This is a genomic window from Paenibacillus jiangxiensis, assembly GCF_046098255.1.
Lineage (GTDB): Bacteria > Bacillota > Bacilli > Paenibacillales > Paenibacillaceae > Paenibacillus > Paenibacillus jiagnxiensis.
In genome coordinates this window covers 45,915-66,543 of sequence record NZ_JBJURI010000013.1, presented here as the reverse complement: position 1 = coordinate 66,543, position 20,629 = coordinate 45,915, and the positions used below count along the sequence as shown (strand labels likewise).

Here is a 20,629-nt window from a genome sequence, read left to right as displayed (position 1 = left end):
TTTTTCGAAAAAACGACATAAAGTGTATGCAAGCGTATATTCGTTTTTGCAAGCATATTGATAAGCATGGCAGCCTGATATCTCATGTGAGATACAGCGGCCATGCTTTTTGCCGTTTGGTCAACAACTTTGGAACCAAGACATAATGTTCAGGGAAATTGCGGTTAATACCGGCGAAGTTCGTTTATATTAAGGTATGACTATATGAATCGTATTTAGAGCATACTATTCTTCCCCCGAGAATCTTAAATTTAAATTTTGTCATCAACGTTCATGACGAAACTGCATTTTCATTTTATTGATGGAGATACCGTTTTCAATTAGGATGAAGGTAAGCAAAAGGATATGAGGCCTTTTACCTAAGGATTTGACAAAATCAGAAAAAGCGACAAATTCCTTTATTTCGTATCGAATTTTGACGAATCCTTAACCTGAAGGTTTCAATACATTGAGGAGGTTTTCAATATGAGTTCAGTGGACGCTAAGTCCGGAAGCGGCGGAGGCCTGCGCGTTGGAGTGCAGAAATTCGGACGCTTCCTGAGCGGCATGGTTATGCCGAACATGGGCGCATTTATCGCCTGGGGCTTGATTACGGCCCTCTTTATTCCAACAGGATGGATTCCAAACGAAAATTTTGCCACGCTTGTTGATCCGATGATCAAATACCTGCTGCCGCTGCTGATCGGTTACACAGGTGGTACAATGGTACACGGACAGCGCGGTGGTGTGGTCGGCGCGATCATGACGATCGGTGTCATTGTCGGCGCGGACATTCCAATGTTCCTTGGCGCCATGGCCGCAGGTCCGTTCGCGGCATGGGTAATCAAGCAGTTTGACAAAGCGGTTGAAGGCAAAATCAAATCCGGCTTCGAGATGCTGGTTAACAACTTCTCCGCAGGTATTATCGGTGCCATTCTGGCACTGCTTGCACATACGATTATCGGTCCGGTAATCGAAGTGATCAGTAAAGTGCTGTCGTCCGGAGTTCAGTTCTTGATGGACGCAGGATTGCTCCCACTTGTCAACATCATCATTGAACCTGGTAAAGTATTGTTCCTGAACAACGCCATTAACCATGGTATCCTGACACCAATTGCAACAGAGCAAGCTTCGCAAATGGGCAAATCGATTCTGTTCATGCTGGAGTCCAATCCGGGACCAGGTCTTGGCATTTTGCTTGCATACTGCTTCCTGGGCCGCGGTTCGGCTAAAGCTTCCGCTCCGGGCGCAGCGATCATTCACTTCTTTGGCGGTATTCATGAGATTTACTTCCCGTACATTCTGATGAGACCGATTCTGATCCTGGCTGCAATGGCCGGTGGTGTTGCAGGTACGTTTACATTCATGCTCACAGGCGCAGGTCTGGTAGCTGCTCCTTCGCCAGGCAGTATCTTTGCTTACTTTATTATGACGCCAAAAGGCGGTTATCTTCCGATGCTGGCCGGTGTCGTAGTAGCGGCGGTTGTCTCCTTCGTCGTTGCCGCGATTCTGCTGAAGACAGGCAAACAGACAGATGAGAGCCTGGAAGATGCATCCGAACGTATGAAAGATATGAAAAACCAAGGCAAAACGGGTAATGCAGCCGTAGCAGCCGATAACCGTGAAGCGGATCGTGCAGCAGCATTGGCTTCCAACAATGTCGTTAAGACCGATGTCAATAAAATCGTATTCTCTTGTGACGCAGGTATGGGATCGAGCGCCATGGGCGCATCCATTCTCCGCAAGAAAATGAAGCAGGCCGGCGTGGATGTGGTCGTAACGAACACCGCAATCAGCGAAATTCCGCAGGATGCCGACATCGTAATCACACAGAAAACGCTGACTGACCGTGCCAAAACGGTTGCGCCGAATGCGGAGCATATTTCCATCGACAACTTCCTGAAAAGCCCTGAATATGAGGAACTTGTGGAACGCCTGAAAAAATAATTCGTAATGCCTTACAATAAAGTTTTTCGGGTCATACGCACAGGCAGTTCAAGAGCGAAATCGGGAGGACGGTACGATGAATATTACCAAACGACAAAGCGAAATTCTTGAATTCCTGCTGCAGCAGACCAGAGAGGTGACTGCGGGCGACATTGCCGCCCGCATCAATGTCAGCACGAGAACCGTTTTGCGTGAGCTGAGTGCGGTAGAGAAATGGCTGGAGCCCCATGGGGTCAAGCTGGAAAAAAAAACCGGGATCGGAATCCATTTGGATGCCGATCCCTCTCGGCTTTTCCAGCTTCGTCAGCAGCTTTTTCGCTCGGAGTCGGTAGAGTATTCAGCAGAAGAGCGAAAGATTTACAGCTTATGCATGCTGCTGGATGACAGGGAGCCGATCAAGCTGATGTCGCTGGCTGCTGATTTGAAGGTGACAGTTGCAACCGTCAGCCATGATCTTGATGAGCTGCAGTCCTGGATTGAGAAGCATGGGCTTACTCTTGTGCGCAGGCGTGGATACGGTGTGCAGATCACTGGCAGGGAAACGGACATCAGGCGAGCCGTTTCCGAGCTGGGTTTGGAGCATCTCGATGAATCCGACTTGTTCGGAAAGGATTCGACCAGACACTCATCCCATGCCATGGATAAGCTGATGGAGCTGATCGGCAGAGATGTGATGCTGACGGTTGAGAACGCCTTATGGCAGCCGAATGAAAAATGGCTGGAAAACATGGTCGAGAGCAAATATATGGAACTGCTGATTCAGCTTTCTGTCGCCATCGCCCGTATCCGGCGGGGTTTTGCGGTCGAGCAGCCGGAATCGGAGCTGATCCTGGGGGCCAATGACGAAGAGGATAAAGTTCGCTCAGCTATGGTAGAGCGAATATGCGCCGAATTGTCGGTTGCACTGTCCCTTCAGTTCCATGAGCGGGAGAAAAAATATTTCAGACATCTGTTCCGTTCCGCCGAGGATCGCTCGACAAGGCTGCTGCCGCTGGATGATCTGGTGCTGCTGGAAATTGTGAATGAACTGATCCGCCGGGTGGAGGAGAACGCAGGGGTGCATTTTGGAGAGGATCGCCTCCTGCGTGAAGGGCTGATTGCCCATGTCGAGCCTGTCATTAAACGGCTGAAAGAAGGAAATGACATTCGCAATCCGCTGCTGCAGCAGATCCGCAAGGACTATGCCGAGCTGTTCGAGGCGGTCAAGGGGGCCGTGTCAGGTATGACCGAGCTGAATGTGCCTGATGAAGAAGTGGGCTTTCTGGTCATGCACTTCGGCGCTTCCATTGAGCGGCTGCGCCAGCTGCAGCGGGAGGTGCGCGCCATTGTCGTATGCACCAGCGGAATCGGATCTTCGCGACTGCTGGCTACACGGCTGGCGAAGGAGCTCCCGCAGATCAAGATTGTGGACCGGGCTTCATGGTTCGAAGCGGCCCGCATTCCCAAGGAGGATTACGATCTGGTCATTTCGACTGTCGATCTGCCCCTTGAGAAGGATCGTTATCTGAAAATCAGTCCACTCCTGACGCAGGAGGAGAGTGACCGCCTGCGTCATTTTATCCAGAACATAACACTCAAGAAGGTAAGCGGCAGGCAAGGGCAGACTGTGGAACCGAACCAAGGATTGGGGTGGCTGGTCGGGCTCAAGGACAGTCTGCAGGAGATTGTGCGGATCGTGCAGAATTTTCATGTCTACCCGTTGGATAACCGGGGAATGGATATGAATGAAGTTTTATACGCCATGTGCATTTCCGAGGTCGGGCGGGGAACCGTGCACGACCCGGAAGCAGTAGCAGAGCTTCTGGCCGAAAGAGAGCAGCAAGGCAGCCAGGTGATTCCGGATACACAGCTGGCCTTGTTCCACACACGCAGCAGACACATCCGCACGCCTTCGCTTTCGCTGTACAGACTTAGCGAACCGTTGGAGTTGGAAGGAGCACAGGAAGCGGTAAAAGAGGTGCTGTTAATGCTGGGGCCGCGCGAGCTGTCCAAGGAGAGCTTGGAGGTGCTCAGCGAAATCAGCGCATTGCTGCTTCAAGGAGAAATGATTACGCTGCTGGAGCACGGAAGCCGGGATGAAATCACCAGTTATATGGCAGATGAACTGACCGACTTTTTCCGCAGCAAACTAGAGACAGGGAGGACCATACAATGAGCATCATGTCCACAGACAAAGTTAAAATGAACGCAACAGCGAGTGACAAATACGAGGCAATCCGTATGGCGGGCCAGATTCTGCTGGACGCCGGCCACATTACGGAAGCGTACATTGACAAGATGGTCGAGCGTGAAGAAATCGTATCCACCTATGTAGGCAATGGACTTGCGATTCCGCACGGAACGAAAGAATCCAAGGAATTTATCAACTCAACAGGCATCTCCATTATCCAATTCCCGCAGGGTGTGGATTTTAACGGGGAGAAAGCATATATGGTTATCGGCATCGCAGCACAGGGAGGGGAGCACATGGAGATTCTGACCGGGATCGCTGTGGTATGCTCCGAGGAAGAGAATATGGACAAACTGCGCAACGCCACAAGTGCACAGGAAATTATCGATCTGTTTGAAAGTGAGATGGAACTATGAGAGCCGTCCATTTCGGAGCAGGCAATATCGGGCGCGGATTTATCGGATTGCTGTTGTCACGCGCCGGCTATGAAGTGATTTTCTCTGATGTCAACGACACACTCGTGTCCGAGCTGCGCAGCCGCAAGCAGTATACTGTGGAATTGGCCAATGATGCCAAGGACACGGAAATCGTAACCAATGTAACCGCCATTGACGGAAAAAATGTGGATGAGGTAGCCAGCACGGTAGCTTCTGCGGATTTGGTGACGACGGCGGTTGGCGTTAATATTCTGAAGCATATTGCACCGGGAATTGCCAAAGGCATCACACAACGAATTGCAGACGGGGCATCCCCGCTGCATGTGATCGCCTGCGAAAATGCCATCGGCGGCAGCGCGCAGCTGAAGGAGCATGTATTTGCCCTGCTGGAAGAGGATGTACGCGCAAAAGCGGAGACCTCCGTATATTTCCCGAACGCAGCGGTAGACCGGATCGTGCCGATCCAGCACCACGAGGATCCGCTGCATGTGCAGGTGGAGCCTTTTTATGAGTGGGTGGTTGACCGTTCCCAAATGGCTCCGGACCATGCGGAAATCGAAGGAGTGCTGTACGTGGACAATTTGGAGCCGTACATTGAACGCAAGCTGTTTACCGTAAACACAGGCCACTGTGTTGCAGCTTATCTCGGTTATGTGGCAGGTTTCGAAACAATCCAGACAGCCATTGCCGACGAGAAGGTGGTCGCTTCCGTACGCGGGGCGCTGGAGGAAACCGGGTCTGTTCTGGTCAAGCGCTTCGGCTTTGATCAGGCGGAGCATGATAAATATATCAGCAAAATTTTGGACCGTTTCCGCAACCCGAACCTGACTGACGAAGTCACCCGCGTGGGCCGCTCCCCGCTGCGGAAGCTGTCGCCGAACGACCGTCTTGTTCGTCCGGCTCTGCAAGCCTATGAATACGGCATTAACCCGGATCATCTTGCCCTTGGCATGGCGGCTGCCTGCAAGTTCAATGTCAGCGAAGATCCTGAAGCCGCAGAGCTGCAGGAAGCGATCCGCACCGAAGGATTGGCTGCCGCAATCACACGTTATACGTCGATTCCGCAGGATCATCCTGTGCATCGCCAAATTTTGGAGAAGTACGAGGAATTAAACGCTTAATATTATTTACTGAGCAGAAAAGCATTCAGGCCCTTCATACGCCTGGGTGCTTTTTGTGTATATACATATGTGACTCTAAGCTTGTGGCCGGTACTCTATGCCGGACTATAGCAGCAATGCTTGGCATGGCATAGAATATATAGAAGAGTGATTCCCTCTTCGATATTCGACAGGCTAACGGCGGCAGGAAATAAGTCCGTAATATCTGATATATTTGTTGGCGCGAAGGTATACGAAAGAGGTTCAGGAAGCATAAATGGTAGTATTGGTCAGTGGACAGATTCGGCTTATCGGGGTATTATGTGATTTCCAAAGTGAGTATGATACCGCAGTATTGAAAATAATGGTGGTGATGCAAATGAGAAATGAAGCATCTCTCATTCCGGTTTATTATGGCCGGGACCTTGGTTTGACCTATACGAAGGATTACTGTCTTTTTAACATATGGGCTCCAACAGCGGAGCGTATCGTTTTGTCTTTGTACGAAGATGCGGGTGAATACGATGAGCAAGGTAATGTAACGGATCATAGCGGAGGCCGCGAATTTCCCCTAACCCGGAATGAATATGGCGTATGGTCGTTGAAGCTGCAAGGGGATTGGAAAGGTTATTTTTATATGTATCTTGTCACTTTGCCGGGCTTAGAGCCGCATTATGCCGCTGATCCATACAGCTTCGCCGTTTCGGCTAACGGACAGCGTTCCGCCATTATCGATCTGGCTGAAACCAACCCTGCAGGCTGGAAAAATGACGTTCGCCCCCAGCATGGGGAACCGGTGGATGCCGTTATTTACGAGCTGCATGTGCGGGATTTTTCCTCCGATCCGGAAGCTCCCTTTAAGGGGGGACAAGGAGGCTTTCAGATGTTTGTGCAAACAGGGCTGAAGGATGCGCAGGGCAATCGCATTGGCATCGATCATTTGCAGGAGCTTGGTGTTACGCATGTGCATTTGATGCCGGTGCCGGATTACAAGACGGTCAATGAGCTGGCAGTGGCCGCGGGGGACCGCTCAGGCTATAACTGGGGTTATGATCCGCAGCATTACAACGTGCCTGAAGGCTCTTATGCCAGTGACCCTGCGGACCCAGCCGTAAGAATCCGCGAGTTCAAGCAGGTGGTACAGGCACTTCATGCCGCAGGCATCGGTGTCATTATGGATGTGGTGTACAATCATACATTTGCTGTGGATGATGGGCCGTTTGAACGGGTGGTTCCCGGTTATTTTTACCGCACAGACGAGCAGGGAAGGTTGACCAACGGTTCGGGGGTAGGCAATGAGCTGGCGACCGAGCGGCCGATGGTTCGCAAGTTCATCAAGGATTCGCTGCGGTTTTGGGCCGAGGAGTATCATGTGGACGGCTTCCGTTTTGACCTGATGGGCCTGATCGATACCCCTACCGTTGAAGAGCTCACGAAAGAGCTGCGCAGCGAGGTGTTCCCAGGCATGATGATTTACGGGGAGCCGTGGACGGGCGGCGATTCGCCCCTGCAGCACAAAACGCTGAAGGGAGCGCAGCGGGGCAAAGGCTTTGCCGTTTTCAACGACAATTACCGCAATGCGGTTAAAGGCGACAGCGACGGCTGGGGCACCGGATTTGCAACCGGCGCCTGGGGCAAAGAAGACGATGTGGTGCAGGGAATCCGCGGGGCTATATACGATTTTACCGAGGCTCCCTCCGAGACAATCAACTATGTTACTGCCCACGATAATCTGAATTTGTGGGATAAAATTATTACAGCCCGCCATCTGCGCCATGTGTGTTCTTTTCCGGAATGGAATCAGGGTGTGCCTGCAGATGGACGGAGTGCGGCGCAGGCGGTGGAAGCCGCGGATCCGTACCGCTGGGTGAACGGGGATGATTTGCTGAAAGAAGAGTCGGTGCGCCGCTCCTTGCTGGCCAACGGCATGGTCCTCACCTCCCAGGGAATTCCGTTTATTCAAGCGGGCGACGAAATGATGCGCTCCAAGTATGGAGATCACAACAGCTACCGCAGCGGTGATGAAGTCAATGCGATCCGTTGGGGCAATAAAGCCCGCTTTTTGCCGGTGTTCCGCTATTATCAAGGACTGATTGCGCTGCGGCGCAGCCACCCCGCTTTCCGTATGAGGACCCGGGAACAGGTGGAGCGGCATCTGGAAATTTTGCGCGCTTCCGATCATGTGGTTGCCTTCCGGCTTCATGGATATGCCAACGGGGACACCTGGAGAAATATAGTGGTAATTTATAACGGCTCTGATCGGGATGAAACGATGTTTTTGCCTGATGATTCGGAGCGGTGGCACATTGTCGTTAATGATTGCCAGGCAGGCACGGAGACGCTTTCCATCGCTGAGGGTGACAGGGTGACGGTTCCGCGCTGGTCCATGATGGTGCTGTATGATGGCATGGATGATCAGCATTCCGATGAGGAAGGAAATACGGACAGTGAAATGACGAAGATCCATAAGCAGGATGGGCGCTTCCGCACGGTCGAGATGTATTACCAGCGTCCGGACGGTCAGTACGAAGGCTGGAACGTCTGGGTTTGGGGTACCGGTGTACAGGATGGCCATGTTCCACTCACGATGACCAGGGAGGGACGGGCTGTAGCACGTATCCGGGTGGCACCGCATGTGCGGAGGATCGGGTATATTTTCAGGCTGAACCAGTGGGAGGACAAGGATATCGATATGGACCGCTATTTGGAGCTTGGTGACGGGAACGAGCCTATCCGGGTCATGATTCACAGCGGATCGGTGGCGGTACGAGCGGTATAACAGGTCCGGAGCAGCTAAGACGCTTTATCTCTTTTATGAGAAAAAAAGCGTCTTTTTTTTGCATAAAATGTGTCAACGCTCTGTAAAATGGTTAAGGTATATTTATGGGGCTTGTTTTGCTTGCAGGCTTGCCGCTGCGGCAGCCGCCCGAATATCAAGGCACAGCCACTTGTGAAGAGAACCTGGAGGAGGTTATATACTATGGCTAACGGCAATAAAAGCAATCAACTGACGGCGGAGCCGAGAACGGAGACGAAACGCTCAGAACTGCGCAAGCTGAGATTGAATGGCCGTATTCCGGCGGTTGTGTATGGCTCCGATATGGAGGGGACTCCGGTAAGTGTGGATGCCAAGGAATTCAAGAAAGTGATCCGGACCGGACGTACGGAGATGCTGGATCTTGTATTGGAAGGCGGCCGCAAGGTGCCGGTGCTGATTAAGGATTATCAGGAGCGTGACGGCCAATGGCTGCATGCTGACTTTCTGAAAGTTTCCAAAAACAAACCGATCCGTGTCCGTGTAGCCATCGATTATCAGGGCACTGCGGCAGGCACCAAAACAGGCGGCATCCTGCAGGTACAGGAAACAGAGCTTGAGATCGAGGCATTACCGGATGATCTGCCGTCTTTGATCGGGGCCGACATTTCAGGCATGGAAGTCGGGGACAAGCTGACAGCGGGAGACATCAAGCTGCCTGACAAGGTAACGCTGATTTCCCCTACAGAAGAATTGCTTGCTTCCATTGTGATTCCGCGTGCGGTTGAAGCCGAAAATGAGGCGGCCGACAATGCAAGGGAAGCTGAGGCAGCCGAGGGAGCAGAAGATGCTTCGTAAAAGTTAACGGAATATACAGGCTGATTTGCCTGAACAGAATGCCCTTGAGCCATAGTGGTTCAAGGGCAGTTTTTTTGAAAAAGGGATGGAAATAAACCGGGTCCGGATGCTACACTTTTAAAAAAAGCTAGGACATGAATGGGGATGACCTTGTGCAGAAAATCGTAATCCGTGAATATGAGCCGTCCGATGTTGAGGAACTGGCCCTGTTAATGGGAGATTTGGGCTATCCCACAACGGCCGGTCAGATGAAAGCGCGTATGGAGCAGTTTGGAAGGAGTTCCAGCAGCCATACCTGGATTGCGGATCTTGAAGGAAGAGTTGCAGGCATGGCCGGGTGCAAGGATGTTTTGTATTATGAGAGTGACGGCTTTGCCGTGCAAATTTCCGCATTTGTCGTTAAAAAGGAGTATCAGGGGCGGGGGATCGGCAGAGAGCTGATCCGCTTTGTTGAAAAATGGGCGGCTGAACGGGCTGCGCATACGCTGTTCCTGACGAGCGGTCTGAAGCCGGAACGGGTGCTGGCACATGACTTTTACCAGAAAAACGGGTTCGAGGTGACGGGGCACCGTTTTGTAAAACGGCTGGGTGAACCCCAGGAAGTGCCACAAGTGTGACCTGCTGTTTGCTTAAGCATGTACAAGCACTATAATTAATAAGCGCGGATAGGCTTATCCGCGATGTAAATGCTGAAGAGGAGAAATGAGCTTATGACGCACAAAGCGACCTTTGCCGGCGGATGCTTCTGGTGTATGGTCACTCCGTTTGAGGAGCTGCCCGGCATTCACGGCATTGTATCCGGATATATGGGCGGAACGACAGAGAACCCCGTCTATGAAGAAGTAAAAAAGGGCACGACAGGGCATTACGAGGTTGTGCAGATCACGTTTGATCCGGAGCTGTTTCCGTATGAGAAGCTGCTGGAGCTGTACTGGGTGCAGGTCGATCCGACGGACCCGGACGGCCAGTTTCATGACAGGGGACCGCAGTACCGGACAGCCATTTTTTATCATAATGAGCAGCAGCGGGAAGCGGCCGAGCGCTCCAGACAGGAGCTTGCGGCGAGCGGCAGATTTGACAAGCCTATTGTAACGGAAATTTTGCCTGCGGCTGTATTCTATCCTGCGGAAGATTACCACCAGGATTACCATAAGAAGAATACGAAGCATTACAAGGAAGATCGTGAAAAATCGGGACGGGACGAGTTCATCGAGAAGCATTGGCAGGCTTAATCCCGGGGCCTCTTCCATAGATTTTAAATAAAGCCGAGAGCAGATCCGCTGGGTCTGCTTTTTTGTTACCAAATTCACATCATGTTAACAAAAACATAAAGCTCAATTTACAGAAAGCACCTACACTGATGAAGTGCCTGCTCCCGTTGTCTTGTTCCCAGATAGTAGGGATTTGTAGGCTGTCATTCGCCGCTTGAAAATGTACATCTGCTGTCGCTGCAAAGCAGCTGTATGTCCCTATGCACAAGAGGCATAAAGTGGGGTGAGGTGTAAGCTCGTATGGGCCGGGAGTGTTATTAGACAGTTGATGCTCATATGATGTACAAGCTGTATCGCCTTGGACAGGCTTTTTTACAGGCAGACATATTGTAAGCGCATGCCAATTATTATGAATAGGGGTTGAATGAATGTACAGCAAGAAGGTAAGAAGAGTCTTCCAGTGGATGCTCATATTCATGGTAATGATTAGCGCAGCGGTTCCAGCCGGGCTGTTCGCAGACCGTGCAGCGGCAGCGGGCGAGGTCATTACGGTAGACCAGGCATTAGATCGTACCGTTGATGATTCAACGATATCCGTTGAAGGTTATGTGGTTGGCTTTTATGCAAGCACAACCAATGTCAAGCAGACGGAGCCGTTTGGCGGAGATACCAACATAGCCATCGCGGCCAGTCCCAACGAGACGAATGTGAGCAAGATGATGCCTGTGCAGCTTCCTGCAAGTGTGCGCAGCAGCTTCGGATTACAGTCAAATCCTGATGTATTCCAGCAGAAAATCCGCGTAAGCGATGGCACATTCAGCACTTATTTTAGTACAAAAGGAATCAGGTCCACTACGTCCACAACCTTTGCATTAGTCGACAGCACACCGGACACGCAGACAGCTCCTGTAAAGGCTGCACCGCCTTCCGGACCGGTGCCGATCAACACGCAGGTGCAGCTGAGCACGGTTACGAATGACGCCTATATTTACTACAGCACGGATTACGGTCCTAATGCGCAATTCACACTTTATGATACGCCAATTACCGTTACCGGAGATACTTACATTCAAGCGTATGCAGGCAAGGGCGGGCTGGAGCCAAGCGCGATTACCAGCTTCCAGTATACCATTGCCGATACTACTCCAATCAGCATCACCGATGCCAGAAAGCTGCCTGAAAATTCACCGGTTGCCGTACGCGGCATTGTAACCTACCGTGAGGTATCCGGCGGTCTGACCAATTATTATATTCAGGACAGTGACGCAGGCATTGTTGTTCGCGCCAGCGAGTCTGCTGTTGAGGTCGGCGACCGCATCGAGGCTTATGGCCCGTTAACGGTCTATAACGGTCTGCTTCAACTGGAAGTGAACAAGAGCGGTTTTACCGGCGGGTATGTGAAGGTAACTGACCACGCTCAGGAACTTCCAGCGCCACGCCAGCTGACCTCTGCAGATTTTGCACCGGCAAGCGGGGGCGGTAAAGGTCCGGGCGAGCGCTATGAAGGCATGCTTGTAGAGATTAGCCAAGCAGAAATCGCCCGCAGCAGCAGCACAACCTTCTATGGTAAAGACACGCACAGCGATCAGGAGATTACCATCTATGCCAAGAATGCTCCCACAGCTCTTGCTGCAGGCAAGACCTATGAACGGATTACAGGTGTGCTGACCTATAACACAAGCTACGGTCTGGAGCTCTTGCCACGGGATGCATCAGACGTGATCGAGCGCCTGCTGTCTGTACAAGCCAGTGTTCCGGCTGGCGGTATTGTAAAGGGCGGCTCGGTGGCACTGACCTCACCGAAGGACGGGGCACAAATCTATTACACGCTGAACGGTGAAGAGCCTACTACGCAATCCGCCTTGTATTCAGCACCGATTGTGGTTGAGGAAGATACCACCATCAAAGCAATTGCGGTCAGCAACAATGAAATCAGCAGTGTGCATACCTTCGCATACAAAGTGCTTCCTTCATTGGAGGGACTGCGCATCCATGATATTCAGGGAAGCTCCCAAAACTCGCTGTTTAATGGCATGGAGGTCAAGGAAGTTGAGGGGATTGTTACCTCCGTATCCGGAAGCACCTTCACCATGCAGGAACATGCGGGCAAAGAGGATGACAACGATGCCACCTCTGAAGCCATTCAGGTGTATCGCCCGTCACATGGCGTGACTGTAGGTACCCCGGTGAAGGTAAGCGGTCAGGTCAAGGAGTACCTGCCAGCTGCCAATGAACTGACAGTTACTCAGATTGTGGCAAGTGACATTCAAAAGGAGAATACAATCGCAGCTTTGCCTGCTCCAGTCACCCTTGGGACAGGCGGACGAGTCATACCTAATATGATTGATTCCGACAGTCTTGGTATGTTCAATCCAGAGCAGGATGCCATTGACTTCTTCGAAAGTCTGGAGAGCATGAGAGTAGAGATCAATCAGCCAACGATTGTAGGCCCCTATTCAAGTGAGCCAGGACTTGCTGTCGTAGTAGATAACGAGCCTAACAATCCGCTGCGCACGCCAGCAGGTGGTGTCATTCTGCGTGGAGACGGAGGCGCGGAATTCGAGAGCTCCTTGAACCCGCAGCGGATATTTATTAGCAAAAAGCCATCCGGAGCAGTCAAGACCGGTGATAAGCTGAACGGATCTGTCACAGGTGTTATGAATTATTCTTCAGGGAATTTCAAGATTCAACCGGAAGGCAACCTTCCGGAAGTCATTCCAAGCAGCTTGAGTCAGGCCGTCACTACTATTGAACCGGCTGATGACAAGCTGACTGTGGCCACGTTCAATGTAGAGAACTTTAGCAAGAAGGACGCAGCAAGAGCCCAGAAGATTGCAAGTATTATGGTGAATAATCTGAAACAGCCGGACATCATCGGTGTTATGGAGGTTCAGGACAACGACGGGGATACGAACAGCGGTGCAACGGCTGCAGATCAAAGCTTCCAGACGCTGATTGATGCTATTAAGGATAAGGGTGGAATCGGCTACAGCTATACAGACATTGCACCGGTCAACAATCAGGATGGCGGGGCGCCGGGAGCGAACATCCGGGTTGGCTTCCTGTATAACCCCGCGCGTGTAAGCCTGACGGACAATACGGTCAAGGGAGACTCTACTACGGGTGTGCAGGTAAATGCGGATGGCAGTCTGTCGCTGAATCCTGGCCGGATTGCACCGGGAGATGAGGCATTCGCCAGCTCCCGTAAGCCCTTGGCAGCAGAATTCTCGTTCAAGGGTGAGCGTGTGGTTGTCATCGCCAACCACTTCAACTCCAAGGGAGGTGATCTGAAGCCATTCGGCAGTGTACAGCCGGTGGTGCGCAGCAGTGAGGTGCAGCGCGCCCAGCAGGCTGCCATCTTGAACGGCTTCGTTAAGCAGCTGGTTGAACGCGATCCTGACGTCAGAGTCGTGGCTCTGGGAGATTTTAATGATTTCCAATTCTCCAAAACATTGAATTTGGTGAGGGGCCAGGAGCTTAGCAACCTGGTAGATCAGCTTCCGGAAAACAAGCGTTATTCCTATATCTATGATGGCAACTCCCAGACGCTGGATCATATCCTGACAGATCGCCGGACTGCCAAAACCGCTGCGATCGAGGCCGTTCATGTGAATGCGGATTTCGAGGAAGCACATGGCCGGGTAAGTGACCACGATCCATTGCTGGCTCAGCTGTCCTTCACGGATCTTCCTGAGGACGACGGTTACAAGCTGCGCGTGCTGCATACCAATGACACGCACGCTCATCTGGACAATGTGGCGCGCCGTATTACGGCGATTAAGGAGCAGCGCAACGATCATACCCTGCTGTTGGACGCGGGAGACGTGTTCTCGGGCACACTGTACTTTAACCTGTTTAATGGACAGGCCGATCTGCGGTTCATGAATCTGGCAGGTTATGACGCGATGACCTTCGGAAATCATGAGTTTGACAAAGGCCCGGCCGTATTGGCCGATTTCATCAAAAAGGCGGAGTTCCCGTTTGTCAGCTCCAATATTGATTTTACGAATGATCCGAGCTTGTCTGGTCTGTACCGCAATGAAATCGGCCAGCCAGGTGAGAAGGCCGCGATCTATCCGGCCATCATCAAAGAAGTGAATGGCGAGAAGATCGGTATTTTCGGCTTGACGACACCAGACACGGTAGCACTGTCTTCGCCGGGGGATCATATCGTATTCCGCAATCAGGTGGCCAGTGCAAATGCGACTGTAGAAATGCTTAATGGCGAGGGTGTTAACAAGATTATCGCTGTATCACATCTGGGCTACACTGTAGACCTGGAGCTTGCGAAGGCTGTACAGGGCATTGATATTATTGTAGGCGGTCATTCGCATACGAAGCTGTCTGCGCCTGTGGTGGTGAATGATCAGGCAGAGCCAACGCTGATTGTACAGACAGGAGAATACAACCAATCCTTGGGACAGTTGGATGTTACCTTTAATGAAGAGGGCGTTCTGCAAAGCTGGGAAGGATCCCTGCTGAATCTGGATCAGAAGGATGCTTCCGGAGCCTATGTGTACCCGGATGATCCGGAGGCAGCGGCAATCCTGTCGGAATATTCCCCTCAGCTGGATGATTTCAAGAGAACTGTTGTGGGCCGCACAGATGTGCTTCTGAACGGAGAACGCGGAAGTGTGCGCAAGCAGGAGACCAATCTGGGCAACCTGATGACTGACGGCATGCTTGCGAAAGTCAAAAGCATCGTACAGGTGGATGATGTGAAAGGGTACGTAGCCATCCAGAATGGTGGAGGTATACGGGCATCCCTGCCCCAGGGAGATATTACGCTGGGCGGACTGCTGACGATGATGCCTTTCGGCAACAACCTTACAGCGCTAAAGATGACAGGCAAGGAAATTACAGCAGCTCTGGAAAATGGCGTCAGCGGGGTCGAATCCGGTGAAGGCCGCTTCCCGCAAGTATCAGGACTGCGCTTCTATTATGATTCGACCAAGCCAGGGGAGAAGATTGACGCTACTACCGGACAGGTTACACAGGTTGGCGAACGTGTTCGGAGAGTCCAGATCAAGAATGCTGACGGAACCTATAGTGATATTGATCCAAATGCATATTATATCGTTGCTGCGAATTCGTTTATGGCCGATGGTGGTGATTTCTATCGCTCCATGAAGGCGGCCAAGACGGATAAACGTCATTATGAGTTGAATCTCGTTGATTATGAGGTATTCCTTGAGCATCTGCAGCGAGTGGGTGTAGTGAAGCAAGGAGTGGAAGAACGGATTATCGATCTCAAGGGTGCTGCTCTTCCTGGCAGCGGCTCCAGTGGCGGGGGTTCAGGCGGCGGTAATTCAGGTGGTGGCGGCTCTGGCGGAAGCTCCGGTGGAAGCTCTGGCGGAGGAAGCACAACCACGCCGACCAAGCCAACGAATCCAGAGACAACCACTCCAGTGACGCCGACAACTCCGGGGTCGCCAAGTGGCACAACGGTACCGCCGACAACAAGCATCAACTTCTCCGATACAGCTAATCACTGGGCGAGAGAGGCGATTCAGAAGGCTGTAACTCTTGGTATTGTTAACGGCTATGAAAATGGCGAGTTCCGCCCTAACGCTGCTGCAAGCCGAGCTGAATTTGTAGTTATACTGGCCCGTGCGTTGGGCCTTGAGACCAGCAGTAACGAGCTATCCTTTAAGGATGCAGGCAAAATTCCAGTCTGGTCACGTTCTTACGTGGCACAAGCTGTACAACTGGGCATTATTAGCGGATATGAGGATGGAACCTTCCGTCCGTCTGCGAAAATGAACAGAACCGAAATGACTGTGATGATGGTAAGGGCACTCGGGCTGACCGTTGACCCGGCTGCGAAGCCAACGTTCGCCGATGCCGCCCGCATTCCGGCATGGGCTGCACCGTATGTGGCTGCTGCTGCCGAGGCAGGTCTGGTGCAGGGCGCAGGCAAGAATCAATTTAATCCAGTGGCTGAAGCAACCCGTGCTGAAGTAGTGACTTTGCTTTTGAACGCCCTTGAGACACGGCAAGCGCAATAAGCTGCGGGAGATATCAGATTAGACAGTGGCGCAGCTGGCCGGATACCTGATCAATACAGCAATTTGCTGAAGCAGGATGAGTCAAATTAACAGGATTGCACACAAGCTTTACATGCTTGCAGGTGCAATCCTGTTTCTTTTTAATTCAACTTATGAATGGGGATGACCTCAGCGGGTCTGCTTAGCTTTTTTTGAAAGCGCTATACGTAATATTTTATGACATGAAAAAACGGTTTTAACAAAAAAACAGCGAAAAATCATTTTTTTATTGACAATACAAAGAATAAAAATTAACATCATTTTTAAGAAAGAAGCTTCCCAAAAGAGGAGTTAGACCATGATTCAGTCGTTCGACCGGGCGATGCAGATCATCCAGCTGCTGACCTCCGATTCCAAAAGAAGCTACTGGCCGATTTCAGATATTTCCGACCGGCTTGGCCTGCCGCTCAGTACAACCCATCGCTTGATCGCGTCCTTGATGAAGCATGAACTGGTCAGCCAGGCTGCCGGAACAAAGCATTACACCGTTGGCCCCCGCTGGATGGAAATCGGTTTGCGCCAGCTGGAACAAATGGATTTGCGCACCGCTTCACGTCCTGTAATGGAGAGGCTTGCGGAAGAGGTCAAGGAAAGCATCTATTTAAGTATTCCGAGCGGGCTTTATGCGATCCTGATTGAGCGTATCGACAGCCCCTCAAGCTTGAAGGTCATTGATACTTTGGGCGTGCGTATAGATATGCACATCGGAGCCCCGAACAAAACGATGCTGGCCTTCATGCCTCCTGCTGAAGCGGAGGACATTCTGTCCGTTCTTATTGCTGATCCTGCCGAGCGAAGCAAATTATTCAACAGGCTGTCTGAGATCAGGAAAGCAGGCTTCTGTGTCAGCTACAGTGAACGAACGGAAGGGACAGCTTCTGTCGCTGCTCCAATCATTGGCTTCGGGCAGAAAGTAGCCGGCTCACTCAGCATCGGTGTCCCCAAGGGCGAAATATCGCAGGAGAGACTGGGCTATCTCAGTAAGATGGTTATCAGCTCAGCCAGAGAAATCTCGGCCAAAATGGGCGGTTTGCAGACCGCCATTTATTGAAACTTGTTTTCGGAAATAGTTTCCGTAATACGGAAAAAGTATTTAAGAAGTGCTTTAATTGTTTCCGATACAAGGCTACCGCAATAGATCATTTTCCACTTTTGCTGCTCTAATCGAACTACTACACCACATCTATACCACACCCTTTTTGACCCTCTCATAATTACTTTCAGCTGTGATCTGCACTTCAGGAAAATGATTCCACCCCACCTTAGAACCTCTTCAAATCTGATTTTACATTTCCCTCACCATGAGCATACGGAATGCAAATGAATACAATTTGTCGCAGCCGCCGTCGTACCGGCTCTTTCCAGCGGATGGTATGCGCGGTTCTGCCGCAAGGAGTGAAGAAGATGAAAAAATGGTCAACACCGGACCAGCTTTCCCGTCTGCTTGCCGACCTTGTCCGTATCCCCAGCATTACGGGCAGTCGTGCCGAAAAGGAGTTTCCCATTTGGCTGGCGGAGCGGATTAGAGAACTTGCTTATTTTCAGACCAGACCCGATTTGGTGCAAACCCGTCTGTTGGATGACGGGAACAGCGTACTGACCGCATTGGTACGCTCAGAAAAAGCTGCCGGAGATACGGTAGTGCTGCTTAGCCATTTTGATGTAGTGGGTGTAGAGGACTACGGTGAGTTTGCCGGGCAGGCTTTTGACATTGAAGCGCTGACGGAGCATTTTCGGGCCCATCCCGGGCTGCTTCCCGAAGAGGCCAGAGATGATCTTGCCAATGGCGATTGGGTATTCGGACGGGGCGTGATGGATATGAAATGCGGGCTCGTCCTGCAGCTGTCGCTTCTGGAAAGAGCATCACTCGGAGAATTTGAAGGCAATATTTTGCTGCTGGCCGTTCCAGATGAAGAAGTCAATTCGAGCGGCATGAGAGCTGCGGTAAGCATACTGTCACACATGGCACAGCTTCATGGCTTGAATTACAAGATGATTTTAAATTCGGAGCCGATGCTTTTTCAGAATGTGGAAGACCAAAACCGGTATATATATACTGGAACGATCGGCAAGGTGCTTCCCGGGTTTCTATGCTTCGGCAAGGAAACCCATGTCGGAGAGTCGATGGCGGGTCTGAACGGCAATTACATGGCTTCCCAGATCACCTGTGAAATCGAGCTGAATACGGAATTTTGCGAAATGGAGGACGGTGAGGCAACATCGCCGCCAACCAATTTGATTCAACGCGGACTCAAAAAGGAATATTCGGTACAGACGCCTTTTCGTGCGGTTACGCTTTTTAACCTGCTTATGATGAGTAAGTCGGCTGATGAAGTAAAGGAGCCGCTGCTGGCCGCCGCCAAACGGGCGGCTCAGCGCATGGAGGAAGCCTACGCGCAAAAATCGGACTACATCTTGTTTCATGGCGGTATGGCCATCAAGGATTTGAAGATCCGAACGCTGACTTATGATGAGTTGTTTGACTATGCCTGCCGTACGAAAGGGCAGGAACGGGTGGAGCAACTCATGGACCGCACCGTGGCCGGTAAAGGAGCTGCAGATGACCGGGATGTGGCCATTATGCTCACGGATGAGCTTGCACTGCTCTGCAAAGAACTGGCGCCGATGATGATCTTGTTTTTTGCCCCGCCCTATTATCCGGCCGTATGCTCCGGGAGCAATCCGTTCATCAGGAAGGTTGTGGAGGATCTGCGGGCTTTCGCAAGCAAGGAATGCGGAGTGGAACTTGCAACAAGGCATTACATGCCGGGAATTACCGATCTGAGCTATGCCAGCACGGCGGACCCGGCATCCCTGCAAACCCTGGCCCGCAGTATGCCGAATTGGGGGCGCGGATACAGCATTCCGATCGAAGATTTAAAGCGAATATCCGCCCCTGTACTTAATGTCGGACCGGTAGGAAAAGATGCCCATAAATGGACGGAGCGCCTCGATCGCGCATATGCCTTTGGCACGCTTGCGCAGATGCTCCCGGAAACTGTTCATGCCGCCTTCCGCACATCCGCTGAGACAGCCGATACTTATGCCAACTTCCGATAATTGCGGTCTGACTTCTTTGAATTACGTCGATAGACGTATATTCCCCCCATCGCTCTATGTATTCAGAGAAAGGAGGATACCGAAATGGAGATCATGAGAAACACCTTGCTCTACCTGTCGAAGAACCGTACGGCCAATCGAATGGCCAAATCGCACGGGCTTCGATTGGGAGCGGATCGCTTCGTGGCGGGTGAGACGCTTACAGCCGCCGTCGAGAAGGTGAAAGAACTGAACGCGGAAGGAATTGAGGCGACACTGGACCATCTGGGCGAATTCGTGGCGAGCAGGGAGGAAGCGGAAGAGGCGGCGCTGGAGGTTGTGAGCGCGGTGAGAGCCATAGCCGCCTCCGGCATACGCTCCAATGTATCGGTTAAGCTGACCCAGCTCGGGCTTGATCTGTCCGAGGATGAATGCATGGCCAATATGCGGAGCATTGTCGGGGAGGCGAAGCTTCATGGCGGATTTGTGCGGATCGATATGGAGGACTATGCCCATAACGAGCCGGCCATCCGCATATTTGAACAGCTTCATGCCGATTACGGGGGCGGGCATGTGGGACTTGTGCTGCAGGCCTATCTGCGGAAGACGGAGGATGACATGAAGCGGCTGGAATATCTGGCCCCCAATTACAGGCTGGTTAAGGGAGCCTACAAGGAGCCGCCCGAAGTTGCCTATCCGGAAAAGAGCGAGGTGGACGAAAACTTTATCCGTCTGATTCGTATTCAGCTGGAACGCGGACACTATGCCGCTGTAGCGACCCATGATGACCGAATTATCGAACATGTTAAAACCTGCACCATCGAAAAAGGAATCCCGCGCGATGTCTTTGAGTTTCAGATGCTCTACGGCATTCGCCCCCAACTGCAGCGCGAGCTGGCGCGGGAGGGCTATAGGATGAGAGTGTATGTGCCGTACGGCATCGATTGGTACGGGTATTTTATGAGAAGACTGGCGGAGCGTCCTGAAAATGTAAGCTTTGTGCTGAAATCGATGTTTAAGCGCTGATCATGACCCGGTGTGGCATTCAAACTTTTAAAAAAACGAATGCCGTTAATACGGCATAAG

At 51.7% G+C, this 20,629-nt stretch carries 12 protein-coding genes; all 12 read left to right on the top strand.

All coding sequences use genetic code 11. From position 1 onward, the window contains the following. The first annotated feature begins 465 nt into the window (after window positions 1–465). The 12 genes from ACI1P2_RS14105 (at window position 466) to ACI1P2_RS14050 (ending at window position 20,569) form a co-directional block, all read left to right on the top strand. Complete coding sequence (locus tag ACI1P2_RS14105) at window positions 466–1,926, top strand: PTS mannitol transporter subunit IICB (RefSeq protein ID WP_355320500.1); 1,461 nt, start codon at window positions 466–468, stop codon at window positions 1,924–1,926. 76 nt (window positions 1,927–2,002) lie between these two features. Then, window positions 2,003–4,081 (top strand): BglG family transcription antiterminator, encoded by a 2,079-nt coding sequence (locus ACI1P2_RS14100; RefSeq protein WP_355320499.1) that lies wholly within the window; start codon window positions 2,003–2,005, stop codon window positions 4,079–4,081. Further along, window positions 4,078–4,512 (top strand): PTS sugar transporter subunit IIA, encoded by a 435-nt coding sequence (locus ACI1P2_RS14095; protein WP_355320498.1) that lies wholly within the window; start codon window positions 4,078–4,080, stop codon window positions 4,510–4,512. Before ACI1P2_RS14100 ends, ACI1P2_RS14095 begins: the two co-directional genes overlap by 4 nt. Then, window positions 4,509–5,654 carry a mannitol-1-phosphate 5-dehydrogenase gene (locus tag ACI1P2_RS14090; RefSeq protein WP_355320497.1) on the top strand — a complete coding sequence of 382 codons (1,146 nt, stop codon included), beginning with the start codon at window positions 4,509–4,511 and terminating at the stop codon, window positions 5,652–5,654. Before ACI1P2_RS14095 ends, ACI1P2_RS14090 begins: the two co-directional genes overlap by 4 nt. 358 nt (window positions 5,655–6,012) lie before the next feature. Beyond that, the gene (pulA, locus tag ACI1P2_RS14085; RefSeq protein WP_408976226.1) at window positions 6,013–8,412 is read left to right on the top strand and encodes a type I pullulanase; all 2,400 of its coding nucleotides are present in this window, start codon (window positions 6,013–6,015) and stop codon (window positions 8,410–8,412) included. Between the two features lie 201 nt (window positions 8,413–8,613). Continuing rightward, window positions 8,614–9,246 carry a 50S ribosomal protein L25 gene (locus ACI1P2_RS14080; RefSeq protein ID WP_355320496.1) on the top strand — a complete coding sequence of 211 codons (633 nt, stop codon included), beginning with the start codon at window positions 8,614–8,616 and terminating at the stop codon, window positions 9,244–9,246. A gap of 152 nt (window positions 9,247–9,398) precedes the next feature. Further along, complete coding sequence (locus ACI1P2_RS14075; protein ID WP_408976225.1) at window positions 9,399–9,863, top strand: GNAT family N-acetyltransferase; 465 nt, start codon at window positions 9,399–9,401, stop codon at window positions 9,861–9,863. 93 nt (window positions 9,864–9,956) lie between these two features. Beyond that, on the top strand, window positions 9,957–10,478 hold the full coding sequence (msrA, locus tag ACI1P2_RS14070) for a peptide-methionine (S)-S-oxide reductase MsrA (RefSeq protein WP_355320494.1): 522 nt from the start codon (window positions 9,957–9,959) through the stop codon (window positions 10,476–10,478). 455 nt (window positions 10,479–10,933) lie between these two features. After that, window positions 10,934–16,465: an S-layer homology domain-containing protein gene (locus ACI1P2_RS14065; RefSeq protein WP_408976224.1), complete on the top strand. Its 5,532-nt coding sequence runs from the start codon at window positions 10,934–10,936 to the stop codon at window positions 16,463–16,465. Window positions 16,466–16,802: 337 nt separating this feature from the next. After that, window positions 16,803–17,555, top strand: a complete 753-nt coding sequence (locus ACI1P2_RS14060) for an IclR family transcriptional regulator (RefSeq protein ID WP_355320492.1) — start codon at window positions 16,803–16,805, stop codon at window positions 17,553–17,555. Between the two features lie 353 nt (window positions 17,556–17,908). Next, window positions 17,909–19,564 carry a M20/M25/M40 family metallo-hydrolase gene (locus tag ACI1P2_RS14055; protein ID WP_355320491.1) on the top strand — a complete coding sequence of 552 codons (1,656 nt, stop codon included), beginning with the start codon at window positions 17,909–17,911 and terminating at the stop codon, window positions 19,562–19,564. 84 nt (window positions 19,565–19,648) lie between these two features. After that, the gene (locus ACI1P2_RS14050; protein WP_355320490.1) at window positions 19,649–20,569 is read left to right on the top strand and encodes a proline dehydrogenase family protein; all 921 of its coding nucleotides are present in this window, start codon (window positions 19,649–19,651) and stop codon (window positions 20,567–20,569) included. The last annotated feature ends 60 nt before the right edge of the window (window positions 20,570–20,629 follow it).

Excerpts from the sequence above, each read along its gene's own strand:
- ACI1P2_RS14060 (WP_355320492.1), top strand. The coding sequence starts at position 16,803 with ATGATTCAGTCGTTCGACCGGGCGATGCAGATCATCCAGCTGCTGACC.
- ACI1P2_RS14080 (WP_355320496.1), top strand. The coding sequence starts at position 8,614 with ATGGCTAACGGCAATAAAAGCAATCAACTGACGGCGGAGCCGAGAACG.
- ACI1P2_RS14100 (WP_355320499.1), top strand. The coding sequence starts at position 2,003 with ATGAATATTACCAAACGACAAAGCGAAATTCTTGAATTCCTGCTGCAG.
- ACI1P2_RS14065 (WP_408976224.1), top strand. The coding sequence starts at position 10,934 with ATGGTAATGATTAGCGCAGCGGTTCCAGCCGGGCTGTTCGCAGACCGT.
- ACI1P2_RS14095 (WP_355320498.1), top strand. The coding sequence starts at position 4,078 with ATGAGCATCATGTCCACAGACAAAGTTAAAATGAACGCAACAGCGAGT.
- ACI1P2_RS14050 (WP_355320490.1), top strand. The coding sequence starts at position 19,649 with ATGGAGATCATGAGAAACACCTTGCTCTACCTGTCGAAGAACCGTACG.
- ACI1P2_RS14105 (WP_355320500.1), top strand. The coding sequence starts at position 466 with ATGAGTTCAGTGGACGCTAAGTCCGGAAGCGGCGGAGGCCTGCGCGTT.
- ACI1P2_RS14055 (WP_355320491.1), top strand. The coding sequence starts at position 17,909 with ATGAAAAAATGGTCAACACCGGACCAGCTTTCCCGTCTGCTTGCCGAC.
- pulA (WP_408976226.1), top strand. The coding sequence starts at position 6,013 with ATGAGAAATGAAGCATCTCTCATTCCGGTTTATTATGGCCGGGACCTT.
- ACI1P2_RS14090 (WP_355320497.1), top strand. The coding sequence starts at position 4,509 with ATGAGAGCCGTCCATTTCGGAGCAGGCAATATCGGGCGCGGATTTATC.
- msrA (WP_355320494.1), top strand. The coding sequence starts at position 9,957 with ATGACGCACAAAGCGACCTTTGCCGGCGGATGCTTCTGGTGTATGGTC.